Source organism: Paraburkholderia sp. MM5384-R2, from assembly GCF_014201025.1.
Taxonomy (GTDB): domain Bacteria; phylum Pseudomonadota; class Gammaproteobacteria; order Burkholderiales; family Burkholderiaceae; genus Paraburkholderia; species Paraburkholderia tuberum.
Map to the genome: position 1 here is coordinate 131381 of NZ_JACHDI010000020.1, position 15181 is coordinate 146561.

Genomic DNA, 15181 nt, shown 5'->3' on the forward strand with positions numbered 1-15181 from the left:
TTATTGCATGCGAATCACGACGCGCCCGCGCGTGCCGGCAGCGACCGCCTCGTAGGCTTCGCGCGCGCGGGCGAGCGGGAATTCCTGCGCGATCGCCGGGCCGCTCAGCTTGCCGTTGTCGAAGCCCTCGACGAGCGCCGTCATCAGCGGCGCCGATTCCGCGACGCCGAGCTTCGCGCTGTCGACGCCGAGCAATTGCGTCTCGTTGTGATAGAAGTCGATCAGATCGAACTCGACGCGGCGCTTGCCGGTCCCGCTGATTTCGAGCACGCGGCCGCGCCGCTTCGCGAGACTCAGCGCGGTCTCGAACGCGACACCGCCTACCGTGTCGTACACGACTTCCGCGCCCGCGCCGCCGGTCAGCTCGCGCACGCGTGCGGCCGCGTGTTCGTCGAACGCCACGTAGGCGTCGATCAGGCGGCCCGCGGGCGTGGCGGGATCGAGCGGCCGGCGGTCGACGGCGATCACGCGCGCGCCGCGTGCTTTCGCGATCTGCACGACCGCGCCACCGACACCGCCGCCCGCGCCAAGCACGGCAATGGTCTCGCCGGCCTGCAACTTCGCGTATTCGACGCTGCCGAGCCACGCGACCACGAAGTTCACGCCGATGGCTGCTGCCTCGACGTGGCTCAACGCCACGGGCTTGCGCGACAGCGCCGCGACCGGAATGCTGAGGTACTCGGCGTGCGTGCCGTCGCGCGTGAAGCCGATGTCGCCGCCGGTTCCCCACACCTCGGCGTCGAGCCACGCGGCCGGGCCGTCCACCACCACGCCGCTGAAGTCGCGCCCCGGCGTGCGCGGCAGCACCGTATGTTCGAAATGGCCGGACACGTTCTTCACGTCGCTAGGATTGACCGAGGCCGCCATGACCCGCACGACCGCATGCTCCGCGTCGGCCTGCGGCGTCGGCAGATCGACGTATTCGAGCACTTCGGGGTTGCCAAAAGATTTGAACTGGATCGCTTTCATCGTGCGTGGCTCCGGTTGGTCTTGCGCCGCGTTGCGCAGCGAATGCACCGTAGTCTAAGTGATGCGAGTAAAGGCATCAGGACAGCGGCTTTCAGCTTTCGGGCAACCCGCGCGCCGGCCACGCGATCACCCACGCTCTAACCCGCCTGACCCGCCTCGTCGGCCTTCGGCGCCTGAGCATGCCGCTGGTGTTCGGCGGCCAGAAACATGTACATCGCCGGCACGACGAACAACGTGAACAACGTGCCGATCGACATCCCGGTGAAGATCACGAGCCCCATTGCGTTGCGGCCCGCCGCGCCCGCGCCCGACGCGATCACGAGCGGCACCACACCGAGCACCATCGCCGCGGTCGTCATCAGGATCGGGCGCAGCCGCACGCCCGCCGCTTCCTCGACCGCTTCGCGCTTCGCGCGACCTGCGCGCTGCAGTTCGTTGGCGAACTGCACGATCAGAATGCCGTGCTTGCTGACGAGCCCCATCAGCGTGACGAGGCCGACCTGCGTGTAGATGTTCAGCGTCGTCAGGCCGATGTTGATGAAGATCAGCGCGCCGAACAGCGCCATCGGCACCGAGATCAGGATCACGATCGGATCACGGAAACTCTCGAATTGCGCCGCGAGCGCGAGAAACACGATGATCGTCGCGAGCAGCAGCGTGATGACGAAGCCGCCCGACTCCTGCACGAACTGGCGCGACTCTCCCGAGTAATCGGCTGAATAGCCGGCCGGCGCGACCTGCGCGGTCGCCTTGCGCAGAAAATCGAGCACCTGGCCCTGCGACACGCCCGGCACGATCACGCCGGAGATCGTCGCCGAGTTCAACTGCTGGAAGTGGTTGATCGATTCGGGCACGACGCTGTGCCGCAGATGCGCGATCGTCGACGCCGGAATCACGTTGCCGTCCGGCGTGCGCAGATAGTAGTCGAGCACTTGCGACGGATTGAGCCGGTCGATTTGCAACACCTGCGGAATCACCTTGTACGAGCGTCCCGCAATCGAGAAGTAGTTGACGTAGCCGCCGCCCAGCGCCGACCCGAGCGCCTGTCCGACGTCGCTTTGCGACAGCCCGAGCGAGGCCACCTTGTCGCGGTCGACGACGAGCGTCACTTCCGGCTTGTCGATTTTCAGGTCGCTATCGACGAAGAAGAACATGCCGCTCTCGCGCGCTTTTTCCAGCACTGCTTGCGACACCTCGTTGAGGTTTTCGAACGGCTCGGTCGTGCTGATCACGAACTGCACCGGCAAGCCCTGCGCGCCCGGCAGCGGCGGAAACTGGAACGCCGCGACGCGCGCGCCCGCGATCTGATTCCACTTCTGCTGCAACTCCTGCTGCAGCACGGTCGCGTTCTTGCCGCGCTGATCCCAGGTCTTGAACAGCACGCCGCCGATGCCCCGGTTGACAGTCGGCGAGCCCGTGAGCTGGAACATCTGCGAATATTCGGGCAGTGTCTTCGAAGCATCGAACACCTGGTCCGCGTAAGTCTGCATCTGCTGGATCGTCGCGTTGGGCGGCCCGATGATCTGCGAGAGCACGATGCCCTGGTCTTCCTGCGGCGCGAGTTCCGACTTCGAGGTCATGAACAGATACACCGTGCCGCACAGCAGTAGCGCGCCCATGATCACGAACACGGGCCAGGTGTCGAGCGTCGCATGCAACAGGCGGCCGTAGCCGCGATGCACGCGCTCGAACTGGCGGTCGACGAAACGCGCGAAGCGGCCCGACTCCTGCTCGGCGCGGAAGAAGCGCGAGCACATCATCGGCGACAACGTGAGTGCGATCACACCCGATACCGTCACCGCGCCCGCGAGCGTGAACGCGAACTCGGTGAAGAGCGCGCCCGTCAGCCCGCCCTGGAAGCCGATCGGCGCGTACACGGCGATCAGCACGACGGTCATCGCGACGATCGGGCCGCCCAGTTCGCGAGCGGCGATCAGCGCGGCGTCGAACGGTGTCCTGCCTTCGTGCTTCATGTGCCGATCGACGTTCTCGACGACGATGATCGCGTCGTCCACGACGAGCCCGATCGCGAGCACGAGTGCGAGCAGCGTAAGCAGGTTGATCGAATAGCCGAGCACCTGCATCACGAAGAACGTGCCGATCAGCGACAGCGGCATCGCGATCAACGGCACGATCACCGCGCGGAAGCTGCCGAGAAACAGGAAGATCACGACGGTGACGATCACGAGTGCTTCGACGAGCGTTTTGATCACTTCCCTGATCGCGGTGTTGACGAAGTCGGTCGCGTCATAAACGATGTCGCCCGTCATGCCGGTCGGAAACTGCTTCTGCAGATCGGGAAACACGGTTTTCACGCGCTTGGCCACATCGAGAATGTTCGCGTCCGGCGCGACCTTGATGCCGATGAACACCGAACGCTTGCCGCTGAACGCGACGTTGAAGTCGTAGCTGTCGGCGCCGAGCACGACGTTCGCGACATCCTCGAGACGCACGAGCGAGCCGTTCTTCTGCTTGACGACGAGCTGCTTGAAGTCGTCGACGGTATGCAGGTCCGTGCCCGCTTCCAGGTCGACGCTGACCATTTGCCCCTTCGTCGTGCCGAGCGTGGCGAGATAGTTGTTGTTGCCGAGCGCGGTGTACACGTCACTCGCGCTCACGCCGTGCGCGGCGAGCCGCGCCGAATCGAGCCACGCGCGCATGGCGAACTGCCGGCCGCCGAGCACTTCGGCGGTCTGCACGCCCTGGATCGAATCGAGCTTGGGCTTGACCACGCGCAGCAGGTAATCGGTGACGTTGTTGCTTGGCAGCACGCTGCTGTAGAAGCCCATGTACATCGCGTCGGTGGTCTGCCCGGTCTGCACCGTCAGCACCGGCTGCTGCGCCTGCGGCGGCAACTGGTTGCGCACCGAGCCGATCTGCGTGTTGATCTCGGTCAGCGCGCGGTTCGCATCGTAGTTCAGACGCAGCGTCGCGATGATCGTCGACACGCCCGTGATGCTCGTCGACGACATGTAGTCGATGCCCTGTGCCTGCGCGATCGCCGCTTCGAGCGGCTGCGTGATGAAGCCGGCGATGGTGTCCGAGTTCGCGCCATAGTAGGCCGTCGTGATCGTGACGACCGCGTTCTCGGTCTGCGGATACTGGCTGACCCTCAGCACCGCGAGCGCGCGCAACCCGAGCACGAGGATCAGCAGGCTCACGACCGAAGCGAGTACCGGCCGGCGAATGAAGATGTCCGTGAACATGATCGGGCGGCCTCGCTTAGTGTTCCTGGGGCGTCGGATTCGGACTGTCCGACGGCTGCACGCGGTTGTCGATGATCAGCGGCGTGCCGTTCTTGAGCTTGATCTGGCCGCTCGTCACGACCTGCGTGCCGTCGTCGATGCCCTTCAGAATCGCCACCTGGTCGCCGCGCGTCGGCCCCGGCGTTACGAACACCTGCTGCGCGACGGGCAGCGTCTTGCCCTGCGCGTTGGGCTGCGTGCCGGGCTTCACGATGAACACGGTCGCGCCGTACGGGTTGTAGGTGATCGCCGTTTGCGGCAGGGTCAGGTAGCGCTGTTCGGCGCCCGAGTCGATCTTCACGTTCGCGTACATGCCGGGCAGCAGCTTGCGCTCGCGATTGTCGACGCTCGCTTCGATCTGTACGTTGCGCGTCGCGCTGTCGATTTTCGGGCTCACCGACTGGATCTTGCCGGTGAAGGTTTTCCCGCTGTACGCGTTGGTATCGACGCTGACGGTCGCGCCGATCGCGAGCTGGCCGAGCTGTTGTTGCGGTACCGAGAAGTCGGCGTAGATCGGATCGATGGCTTGCAGCGTGACGATCGCGTCGCCGGGATTCAGGTATTGCCCCGGATTGATCGTCGTGATGCCGAGGCGCCCCGCGAACGGCGCACGAATCGTCTTCTTGTCGACGAGCGCCTGCTGTTGCGCGACCTGCGCCTTCTTGCCCTTGAGGTCGGCCGCATCGGCGTCGAGCTGCGCCTTCGCGATCGCCTTGATGTCGTACTGCGCGCGGTCGCGCTCGTAGACCGTTTGCGCGAGTTGGGCCGCGGCCTGCAGCGATTGCAGCAGCGCGACGTCGCTGTCGGCTTTGAGTCGCACGAGGATCTGTCCGGCTTTCGCTTCCTGCCCCGACACGAACGCGACCTCGCGCACGAGGCCGGCGACTTCGGTCGTCACGTCTACGCCGCGCACCGCGCGCAGGCTTCCGACCGCCGCGAGCTGCGGCTGCCACGACTGATAGTGGACCACCACCGCCGAGACCGTGGCGGGCGGCGCGGTGTTGGCCGCCATGAACTTCGCGAACATGTGCGCGCGGAACAGGTTGAAGCCGACCAGCGCGGCGAGCAGCAGGCCGACGCTGATCAACATGATCACCATCCGCTTTGTCATCGGTTTTCTTTCGGCCATCGTGATGTCCTTGCTCGGCTTGGGGCGAGGGCTGGGGTTGCGTCAGGGCACGGTCAATGTGGCGTTGCGGCGGTTGCCGTCGTTGCTGATGGCGACGACGGGTTCGACGCGCTCGCCGACGCGGCGGCCGGCGCGGCCGCGGACTCGGGCGCGGCGGCATTCCACCAGCCGCCGCCGAGCGCCTGGAACAGCGCCGCCGTGTCGGCGTAACGCGCGGCCTGCGCCTGCGCGAGACTCACGACCGTTTGCTGATACTGGCGTTGCGCGTCGAGCAGCGCGAGGTAGCTGACACCGCCGACGCGATACTGTCCGCGCGTCAGTTCGAGCGAATCGCTCGCGGCGCGCGACGCGTCGGTCTGCGCCTTGAGGCCGGTTGCGTCGTGTTCGAGCGCGCGCAGCGTGTCCGCAACGTTCTGGAACGCGAGCAGCACCGTCTCGCGGTATTGCGCGCCGGCCTGCTCGTAGGCGGCCTCGGCCGCGCGCTTCTGCGCGCTCAGCTGGCCGCCGTGAAAGACCGGTTGCAGCAAGCCCGCGCCGATGCTCCAGATCGTGCTGCCGGCCCTGAGCACCTGCGCGGGCGTCAACGCTTCGGCGCCGTAGCTCGCGGACAGCGTGATCTGCGGATACATCGCCGCGGTCGCGACGCCGATCTGCGCGCTCGCCTGATGCAGCGTGGCGTCGGCGGCAAGGATGTCGGGGCGCTGGTGCACCAGCGACGACGGCAGGCTCACGGGCAGCGTGTCGGGCAGCGAGAACATTTCGAGCGTGAAGCCGGGCACCGAGGTATCGCTCGGCAGCTTGCCGGCGAGTACCGCAAGCTGATGGCGCGCCTGATCGAGCTGCTGTTGCAGCGGCGGCAGCGTCGCGCGGGTCTGCGCGAGCAGCGTTTCCTGCGCGAGCACGGCCGTGCGGCTCACGCCGCCGAGTGAGAATTGCTGGTCGAGCACGTTCAGCTGCTGCTCTTCCTCGGTAGCGATCCGCTCGGTCGCGTCGATCTGCGCGCGCACCGCCGCTTCCTTGACCGCCGCGGTCACGATGTTGGCCGATATCGTGAGATAGGCGGCCTGCAGCTGGAAGCGCTGATAGTCGATCTGCGCATGCAGCGCTTCGAGTTCGCGCCGCGCGCCGCCGAACACGTCCAGCTTGTACGAGACGTTGACCGACGCGTTGTAGAGATTGAATTCCTCGACGAGGCCGGGCTCGCCGAACGCGATGCCGTTGATCTTTTCGCGCGTGGCGTTCAGTTGCGCGTCGACGCTCGGCAGCAAGGTGCCGCCGGCTTGCGCCGTGTAATTCTCGCGAGCCTGTCGCAACGCCGCCTGCGCGGCGGCCATGTTCGGACTGTTGGCGATCGCCTCGCGGATCAGTGCGTCGAGCGGCTCGCAATGAAACAGCGTCCACCAGGCGGCGGGAATGTCCTGGGCCGGCGCGAAACGCTGCGGCAGGCCTGCGGGGCCGGGCGCGGAGGCGGTCTGGTCGGGCAGCGGCGTGGTGGTGAAGGTGTCGGTGGCCGGCGCGGGCGGCGCGTGGTAGTCGGGGCCGACCATGCAGCCGGCCAGCGCGACGCAACTGCACAGCGCAACGTAGAGGCGCCGCCAGACAATACGCTGACTCACGTCGATCATCGATCTACCTTGTATCGCCAGTGGCGGGTGGACCGGACGAAGATGTTCAGGGCACCCGAACGTTCTTGGAGTTGTCTTGCCGACGCTGGAATTTACCATGCACGGCGCGAACCGCGCTTGACCTCGCGTTCGCTGGCGGACGAAGGTGGATACGAGATCACGTAGGAGGGCGGTGATGGCAGGCGGTGCCACCGCTGTCTGCCACGCCCGGCGCGGCATTCACGACAATTTCACGGATTCGGGCACGCGGTTGGCTCGGTTGGGAATACCCATCGCTCATTTCCCTCCGTCGGCGCCGCGCTGGCGGGGGCGGGTGTCGCGTATGGGTCGAGCTTTGTGTTTGGCGAATATATCGCGCTTGGCGAACTGGTCGAGCTGTTGCCTGGTTATCGATCGTCTGGTTTTAGCGGGCCTCGTCCGCCGCTCGGCGCTGCGCGATCAGATCGGCGAGCCGCTCGACCTGCTGCCCTTGCGCATCGAAATTGCCCGCGTCGAGCCACCGCTCATAGCAAGAGCGCAATGCCGGCCACTCGCTGTCGATGATCGAAAACCACGCCGTGTCGCGATTGCGCTCGCGATAGACGATCGCCTGCCGGAAGATCCCCTCGAACGTAAATCCATAGCGCAACGCGGCCTTGCGCGACGGCTCGTTCAGCGAATCGCATTTCCATTCGAAGCGCCGATAACCGAGCTTGTCGAACACTTCGCCTAGCAGCAGGTACATCGCATCGGTCGCGATGCGCGTGCGCTTGAGCCGCGGCGAATACGTGACGTGGCCGACTTCGATCACGCCGTTGGCCGGATCGATCCGCATCAGCGAGAGCGTGCCGACCGGCTTGCCCGTCGCCAGGTCGATGACCGCGTAGTGCAGCGGATCTTTCGAGGCCGCCATCTGCGTCAGACGCTCACGATAGGCCGCGAGGCTGTCGAACGGGCCGACCGCCAGATAGGTCCAGTCGCGGCCGTCGGTGGCCGAGCCGTACGCGTCGAAGAGGTCGGCCGCGTGGCGCTCGACGTCGACCGCTTCGAGCCGGCAATAGCGGCCGCCGAGCGGCTTGCGGCCCGGCGGCTGCGCGCCGTGCCAGCCGGGCAGGGGCGCGCCGATTGGCTGGCCGTAGGCGTTACGTGTGGGTTCCATGTCTGTTCCTGTCGATGAATGGGCGATGCCGGAGGATGCCGATGCGTGTCGATGCAGGAACGATACGGCAAACGTGGTATGTTCAAAAGATCCACGACATGCCTCTTCGATAGGTCCAGCCACCATGATCGAAATCATCGGACCGCTCGTCCATGCGGACGACGCGTTCGCCGCCAGCGGCGCCAAGCGGCCCGCGCCGCTGCAAAAGCAGCTGATCGAACGTCTGCAGCAGGCGATTCTCGCCGGTCGTCTGCCGGCCGGGTCGCTGCTGCCGTCGTCGCGGCTGCTCGCCGCCGAAATGGGCGTGTCGCGCAACACGGTCGTGATCGCTTACGAGCATCTCGCCGCGGTCGGCTACGTGATCGCCGATCGCCAGGGCACGCGCGTGAGCCCACTGTCGAGCCCCGCCGCGCGCGGCGAGCGGGCGGCGGCGTCGGCTGCGCCGGAGGTCGTATACGCGGCGCGCGTCGAGCAGTTCGCGGCGTCGCACAATCACGCCGACAACGCGTACGCGCTGACCCCCGGCACGCCCGCGCTGGACCGTTTCCCGCTTGCCGCGTGGCGGCGCGCGCTCGAACGTGCGATGGAGCGCGCATTACCGCGCGCGCTCGGCTACGGCACGCCGGCCGGCGAGCCCGCGCTGCGCGACGCGATCGCCGCGCATCTGCGGATGGCGCGCGGCGTGCGCTGCGATGGCTCGCAGGTCGTGATCACCGAGGGCGCGCAGGAGGCGCTGAACCTGTGCGTGCGACTGCTGACCAATCCCGGCGATATCGCATGGATCGAGGACCCCGGCTATCGCGGCGCGAAGGCCGCTTTCAACGCGGGCGACATGCGCACGCTGCCGATTCCCGTCGACGCCGAAGGCATGGCCGTGCCGGCCGACGCGTGGCACACGCATCCGCCGAAACTGATCTACACGTCTCCCGCGCATCAGTATCCGACCGGCGCGGTGCTGTCGGTGGCGCGGCGGCTTGCGCTGATTGCCGAGGCGCGGCGCTGCGGCGCGTGGCTGATCGAGGACGATTACGACGGCGAGGTGCGTCACACCGGCGAGCCGATCGCGAGCATGCAGGGCCTCGTCGACGCGGCGCCCGTGCTGTACGTCGGCTCGTTCAGCAAGACGATGTTTCCGGCGCTGCGCATCGGCTTCGTCGTGCTGCCTCGCGCGATCGCCGCGCACGCCGCTGTTGCGCTGCAAGAGATGCTGCGCGGCGGGCATCGGCTGGAGCAGCTGGCGCTCGCGCATTTCATCGAAAGCGGCGAATTCGGGCGGCATCTCGGGCGGATGCGGCGGCTGTACCGCGAGCGGCAACAGGCGCTGCGCGACGCGCTGGCCGAGCATTTTCCGGCGGCGACGATTCTTGGCGGCGATTGCGGCATGCATCTGACGCTGCGGCTGCCGGCGTCGCTCGACGATCGCGCGCTCACGGCGCGGGCGCAGGCGTTGGGGTTGAGTCCGCGCGCGCTGTCGGGGTTTTCGATCGGGGCGTCGGAGCAGACGAACGGGCTCGTGATCGGGTATGGCAATACGGAGGCGGAGCGCTTGGGGCCCGCGGTGAAAGCGCTGGCGGAGGTGGTGCGGCAGATGGAGGGCGAGGCGCGACCGGCTGCGAAGCGCGCGTCAAAACGGGGCGGAAAAACCGTCGTCCGGTCCCGCAAAAAACCCACCCCGCCACGCCGTACGCCCGCCACTCCGGGCATGTAAGTTTTACGTCTGTCCGCCTGGCCCATGTCGCGCTATCGTGTCGTATGCGCGGCGACTTCGCGGTTCCGATGTGCTGGTTTGCCCGCATGTGCCGCGGTTGCACGTCCCGTCGCGCGGCGGGTGTGGCGCCGGCGATGGGCACGAACAATGCGTTCAGTGTGGTTATCGATGACGATCTATCCGACCGGAGACGACATGAAGGAAATCGAACCGACCCCGTGGTTTGACCTTGCCATCCATACGCCCGTACGCGAAGGCTGGTACGAAGTGCAGTTGGCGAGCGGGGACACGGCGTTTGCGAAATTTGGCGACGGCGTGTGGACCGAAAAGCCGTTACTCGTATTCACGCACTGGCGCGGCCTGTGCGCCGATCCGTCGAAAGCAGCGGACGGCGCGGCCGAGTCGGTCGGCGCCGAAGCCACCGCGGCGCAGGGCGTGCGCGCCGCCTGGAACGCGTTCTTCCCGGGACTCGGCGACGAGCAGCACAAGCCGCTCAATGCGGTGCCGAACGGCAAGGCGCCGCATTGAGGGTCCCTTGAAATTCGTTTGAAGTCCGGTCGGGCGGCGGCTTGGGGCCGCCGCCCGGCAGCTCGATTCGGCCGCCATCCGCGCGTGGTTCGAATCGCTCCCGTATCGCTCGGCCCTGCGCCGCACCGCATTTCTTCCGCCCGCTACAATCAGCGTCATCCTTTCGACGCCATCACGATGCTGTGAACGCCACCCGAGAAACCGTGGAATTGTCGCGCGCGACTCAACTGCTCAATCACGGACCCGTCACGCTGATCACGAGCGCACACGATGGTCGATCGAACGTGATGGCCGCGTCATGGGCGATGCCGCTCGACTTCAATCCGCCGAAGGTGGTGGTGGTCGTGGATAGCCGCACGCTGACGCGTCGCCTGATTCAAGCGAGCGGCGTGTTCGGGCTGCAGTTGCCGAGCCGCGGTTTCGCCGCGCAAACGCTCGCGGTCGGCACGCACGCGGGCGTCGAACTCGACAACGACGATCCCGACCTGCGCACATGCCATTATGTGGCCGGCGGTACCTTCTTCGCGACGGGCGATGCATTCGAGGTGGCGCCCGTCGCGGCCTCCGCGCAGTGACCGGGCTTAGGTGCTCCGTTCGGTTTCGCCTTCGGCGAATGCTTTGAGCGCGTCGCCGGCGAGACGATAACGTACCCATTCGCTTTGCGGATTCGCGCCGATCGACTTGTAGAAGCCGATGGCCGGCTCGTTCCAGTCGAGCACGCTCCATTCGAATCGGCCGCAGCCCGTTTCGCAGGCGATTTGCGCGAGATGGCGCAGCATCTGTTTGCCCGCGCCGCTGCCACGCGATGCGGGCGATACGTACAGGTCTTCCAGATAAAGCCCCTGTTTGCCGAGCCACGTCGAATACGAAAAGAAGTACACGCAAAAACCGACTGGCTCGCCGTTCATTTCGCAGATCAGCGCTTTCGCGGCCGCGCCCTCGGAAAACAGACTCTTCTCGATGTCTGCGACGCCGGCGACGACTTCGTGCTCGGCTTTTTCGTAGATCGCGAGTTCGGTGATGAAGCGCAGAATCAGGGGGGCGTCGGAAGCGGTGGCGGGGCGGATGTGGATCGTCAAGGTCTAGTGCTCGGTGAGTTCGGTGATGACTGCCGGCCGGCGGGCGGTACGCGCCAAATGCGCCGGCTTCGGAACAGACTCACATCGTAGCAAAGAGCCAAAGGCCCCGCCGCGAACGGACGGGGCCTCGGGTGTTTCCTACAGACCGAAGGCGAACAATTTCAGCGGCCCCGGTCCGCTCGTCGAGCCAGAGCTCCAGAACACCACGCCGTCCGCAATGGCCGGCCCGGCATTGCATGCACCCCCGCTATTGAATGACCACAGGACTTTTCCGTTGGAAGAATCGAGCGCGTACATCGTGCCATTCGTGGAGTCGAGATTGCATCCGAAGACCACGCCATTGGCGACACTGACGGCTGCCTCCGCGCGGCTTCCGAGCGGGTCCGGCGTGGTCCACGTCACTGCGCCGGTCGCGACATCGAGTGCGACGACGCTGCCGCGCAAACTCCACTGCCAGGCAGGCGGAGGGACATAGGCGGCCATCAATTCTTCGTTCGATGTGGTTCCTCCGAAAGCCGTACCGTTCGCGATGACGGCAGACTGCGTGACCATTGAATAGGTGGTTGAATTTCGTCGGCGAGAGTATGACGGGGTGGTGCGATTCGCGGCTGATTGGATGATCTTCCCGGCATGAGCGCGCGTTCGGACAGGAAGAGAGACCGAAACGGCACTGCCGCGCTTCAACCCTCCGGCAACACCGACTTACCGCGCCGCTTTTTCGGCTTAGGCTCGACACCCACTCGCGGGTCCCGCTCCAGCACGAGTGCCGTCAACTGCTCGACAGTGTCTTCAAACGCAGGATCCCCCTGCGGCACGTAAAGCCATTTCCCAAGCACCGGGTGAGGCTGCAACGCAGGCATATCGGTAATCAGAGCAGCATGGCGTTCCCGCGACGTACAGACGAGCAGCCCATTCCACGGCTTATCGCGATCGGCGGCAACCAGGCACAACAGCCCATCGATATACGCAGCGTCGCTACCAAACATCCGCCGACGCATATACGTCGGATCGCGTTCGAACGCGTCGAAGATCCACAGGAGCGAATTGCTGATCGAAGAGGGCATCGGCGGACAATCTCAGGAAGCGCGGGTGAACGAAGATAAGTTTACGTAAATTCTCCAGGCTCGGCAGCGAGCCAATTGAAGATCGAGCAAGTCCGGCTAGGTAAGATGTGTCCAACCTCGGCGACCATATCGAAACCCGCACGATCCAGACCATGTTAGCTCACACAGACGCCGCCGCTGCCTACACGAAGCGCTTCGAAGCCGTTCTCGCCTATATCGATGCAAACCTCGAGGGCGATCTATCGGTCGACGCGCTAAGCCGCATCGCAAACTTCTCGATGTTCCATTTTCATCGACAGTTTGTCGCGTATGTCGGTGTGCCCGTCGCACGCTACGTGCAGTTGATGCGCTTGCGTCGCGCGGGCCGCCGCCTCGCGTCGCAGGCGTCGTGCCCGGTTCTCGATGCCGCGCTCGACGCCGGCTTCGACAGTCCCGAAGCCTTCAGCCGTGCGTTCAAGCGTGCGTTCGGCTTGGCGCCGAGCGCGTTTCGACGACATCCAACATGGCAATTCTGGAGTGCGAGTTTTGTTGTTCCCTATGTTTCGAGGAAACTGACCATGCAAGTGAAAATCGTCGATTTTGCAGAGACCCGCGTTGCCGCGCTCGAACATTGTGGTTCGCCCGGACTCGTCAATGAAAGTGCGCGCAAGTTCATCGATTGGCGTATTCAAAGCGGACAATCACCGGTGGCGTCGAGCCGGACCTTCGGCGTCCCGCACGGCAATCCAGACACCGTGCCAGCGGATGAATTCCGTTTCGATATCTGCGGAGAGATCGACGAGCCGGTCGCGCCGAATCTCTATGGCGTGCGCGAACTCATGATGCCCGGTGGACGGTGTGCGGTGGTTCGGCACGCAGGATCGACCGACCACATCGGCGAGACGATCTACCCGATCTATCGCGACTGGCTGCCTTCGAGTGGCGAAGAGTTGCGGGACCATCCGCTGTTTTTCCACTACCTGAGCGTCTATCCTGAGACGCCGCTGGATCAGTGGCAGACGGATATCTACATTCCGTTGGTGTGATTGGGGAATGGGGTGTGACGAGCATGTGAGATGCCTGTAGTGCGAAGCAAGTCGCTCCCCATTCTTCGCGAAAGCTCATGTCCGAAGTCGCGGTTCGTTCGAATTCCAATTCGATTTCAGCATCGGTATCAATTGCATTGAGCGACGGATGTCAGATTGCTAATTCGGCAAAAAATGCAATTTCGAAATGTCTCTGTTTTTGCTGCACGTACCTCGCGTCCTCACGGGAACCACGCAATACCTCAAATGTCAAAGATGTCACCCGTCCATTTTGGGGAGATATCAAATGGCTGCCACGCAATCAGGGGCGGTGCCCCTCTCGGATGAGGAGGCTCGGCGCCAGTTGCGCCGTGCTGTCATCGCCAGCACGATTGGTACCACAATCGAATGGTATGACTTCTTCCTGTACAGCATTGTCACGGGTCTTGTATTCGCGAAACTGTTCTTTCCTGAATCGGACCCGCTCGTCGGCACACTGCAAGCTTTTCTGATTTACGCTGTCGGCTTTATCGCGCGGCCGGTGGGCGCGGCGATTTTCGGCCACTATGGCGATCGCATCGGACGTAAAGCCACGTTAATCGTGACGCTGTTGCTGATGGGACTCGCGACGTTCGCCGTGGGCTTTGTTCCAACCTATGCGACGATCGGTATCTGGGGGGCAATCCTGCTCACGGCGTTGCGCTTCATTCAAGGTGTGGGCGTTGGAGGCGAGTGGGGCGGTTCGGTGTTGATGTCGATGGAGTGGGCACGTACCAACAAGCATCGCGGTTTCATCGCGTCCTGGCCGCAGTTCGGCGTACCGGCGGGATTGTTCGTCGCGAATCTGGTGGTGCTTGCCATCAGTCAGATCTCCGGCAGCGCATTTCTCACCTGGGGCTGGCGGGTGCCGTTTTTCCTCAGTATCGTGCTGGTCGCGATCGGCCTTTATATCCGCTTGAGTATCCTCGAGACGCCTATCTTCGCGAAGCTGCTCGCTGAGCGCAGGATCGAAAAGGCGCCGATGCGTGAAGTATTGCGCCGGCAGCCGAAAGACATTCTTCTGTCGGCTCTTGCTCGTTTGGCGGAACAGGCGCCGTTCTATATTTTCACGGCCTTTATATTCACCTATGGTGTGATGAGTCTGGGCGTCACACGCGATCTGTTGCTCACGGCAGTGCTGGCCGCTTCGGTGCTGGAATTCTTCACGATTCCGCTGTTTGGTCACGTGTCTGATCTGATCGGACGTCGACGCATGTATGTGATCGGTGCCGCTGCTGTCGGGCTATTCGGCTTCCTGTACTTTTTCATGGTTGGAACCCATAACCCGATATGGATCTTCGCGGCCATCGTACTTTCGCTGGTGCCGCATGCGATGATGTATGGCCCCCAAGCCGCGTTGATCGCCGAATCGTTCACGGGGCGCTTGCGCTACAGCGGTGCGTCGATGGGCTATCAGTTGGCTTCCGTCATCGCTGGCGGTCCGGCACCGTTGATTGCGACGGCGCTTTATGCTTACTTCCATTCGGGATTTGCGGTGGCGTGGTATGTCTTCGCGTGCGCGGTGATTAGCGTGGCTGCCGCCATGCGATTGGGCGATTACACGAATAAGGACATTTCGCGGGAATACGACGACGTGCATGCATTGCATGACAGCAGACATGCCACTCCGTGAACGATCAGGCGGATGGCCGG

The 15181-nt window shown here is 64.5% G+C and carries 13 protein-coding genes; 5 read left to right on the forward strand and 8 right to left on the reverse strand.

Annotation, left to right across the window (positions count from 1 at the left end):
* The 5 genes from HDG37_RS27460 to HDG37_RS27480 all read right to left on the reverse strand — a co-directional run bounded on the left by HDG37_RS27460 (position 1) and on the right by HDG37_RS27480 (position 8106).
* Positions 1-969 (reverse strand): zinc-binding alcohol dehydrogenase family protein, encoded by a 969-nt coding sequence (locus HDG37_RS27460; protein WP_184052887.1) that lies wholly within the window; start codon positions 967-969, stop codon positions 1-3.
* A 137-nt stretch (positions 970-1106) separates the two neighbouring features.
* Positions 1107-4175 (reverse strand): efflux RND transporter permease subunit, encoded by a 3069-nt coding sequence (locus tag HDG37_RS27465; protein WP_221312149.1) that lies wholly within the window; start codon positions 4173-4175, stop codon positions 1107-1109.
* 16 nt (positions 4176-4191) lie between these two features.
* Complete coding sequence (locus tag HDG37_RS27470; protein ID WP_184052889.1) at positions 4192-5343, reverse strand: efflux RND transporter periplasmic adaptor subunit; 1152 nt, start codon at positions 5341-5343, stop codon at positions 4192-4194.
* Between the two features lie 53 nt (positions 5344-5396).
* A complete protein-coding gene (locus HDG37_RS27475) occupies positions 5397-6968 on the reverse strand; it encodes an efflux transporter outer membrane subunit (RefSeq protein WP_184052891.1) in 1572 nt (523 codons plus the stop codon).
* A gap of 403 nt (positions 6969-7371) precedes the next feature.
* Complete coding sequence (locus HDG37_RS27480; protein WP_184052893.1) at positions 7372-8106, reverse strand: GNAT family N-acetyltransferase; 735 nt, start codon at positions 8104-8106, stop codon at positions 7372-7374.
* Positions 8107-8230: 124 nt separating this feature from the next.
* On the opposite strand from HDG37_RS27480, the gene HDG37_RS27485 reads away from it, so the two are divergent.
* The 3 genes from HDG37_RS27485 to HDG37_RS27495 all read left to right on the forward strand — a co-directional run bounded on the left by HDG37_RS27485 (position 8231) and on the right by HDG37_RS27495 (position 10917).
* Positions 8231-9814, forward strand: a complete 1584-nt coding sequence (locus HDG37_RS27485; RefSeq protein ID WP_184052895.1) for a PLP-dependent aminotransferase family protein — start codon at positions 8231-8233, stop codon at positions 9812-9814.
* A gap of 195 nt (positions 9815-10009) precedes the next feature.
* Entirely contained in the window at positions 10010-10342 is a 333-nt protein-coding gene (locus HDG37_RS27490) for a hypothetical protein (protein WP_184052897.1), read from the forward strand.
* Between the two features lie 182 nt (positions 10343-10524).
* Positions 10525-10917: a flavin reductase gene (locus HDG37_RS27495; protein WP_184052899.1), complete on the forward strand. Its 393-nt coding sequence runs from the start codon at positions 10525-10527 to the stop codon at positions 10915-10917.
* A gap of 6 nt (positions 10918-10923) precedes the next feature.
* On the opposite strand, the gene HDG37_RS27500 is transcribed toward HDG37_RS27495, so the two are convergent.
* The 3 genes from HDG37_RS27500 to HDG37_RS27510 all read right to left on the reverse strand — a co-directional run bounded on the left by HDG37_RS27500 (position 10924) and on the right by HDG37_RS27510 (position 12485).
* Positions 10924-11421, reverse strand: a complete 498-nt coding sequence (locus tag HDG37_RS27500) for a GNAT family N-acetyltransferase (protein WP_184052901.1) — start codon at positions 11419-11421, stop codon at positions 10924-10926.
* Positions 11422-11559: 138 nt separating this feature from the next.
* The gene (locus tag HDG37_RS27505) at positions 11560-11904 is read right to left on the reverse strand and encodes a PQQ-binding-like beta-propeller repeat protein (protein WP_184052903.1); all 345 of its coding nucleotides are present in this window, start codon (positions 11902-11904) and stop codon (positions 11560-11562) included.
* Positions 11905-12101: 197 nt separating this feature from the next.
* On the reverse strand, positions 12102-12485 hold the full coding sequence (locus HDG37_RS27510; protein ID WP_184052905.1) for a hypothetical protein: 384 nt from the start codon (positions 12483-12485) through the stop codon (positions 12102-12104).
* A gap of 152 nt (positions 12486-12637) precedes the next feature.
* Here HDG37_RS27510 and HDG37_RS27515 point away from each other — a divergent pair, with 152 nt between their 5' ends.
* Positions 12638-13510, forward strand: a complete 873-nt coding sequence (locus HDG37_RS27515; protein ID WP_184052907.1) for a GyrI-like domain-containing protein — start codon at positions 12638-12640, stop codon at positions 13508-13510.
* Positions 13511-13796: 286 nt separating this feature from the next.
* Positions 13797-15161, forward strand: a complete 1365-nt coding sequence (locus HDG37_RS27520; protein WP_184052909.1) for an MFS transporter — start codon at positions 13797-13799, stop codon at positions 15159-15161.
* Positions 15162-15181: the final 20 nt, after the last annotated feature.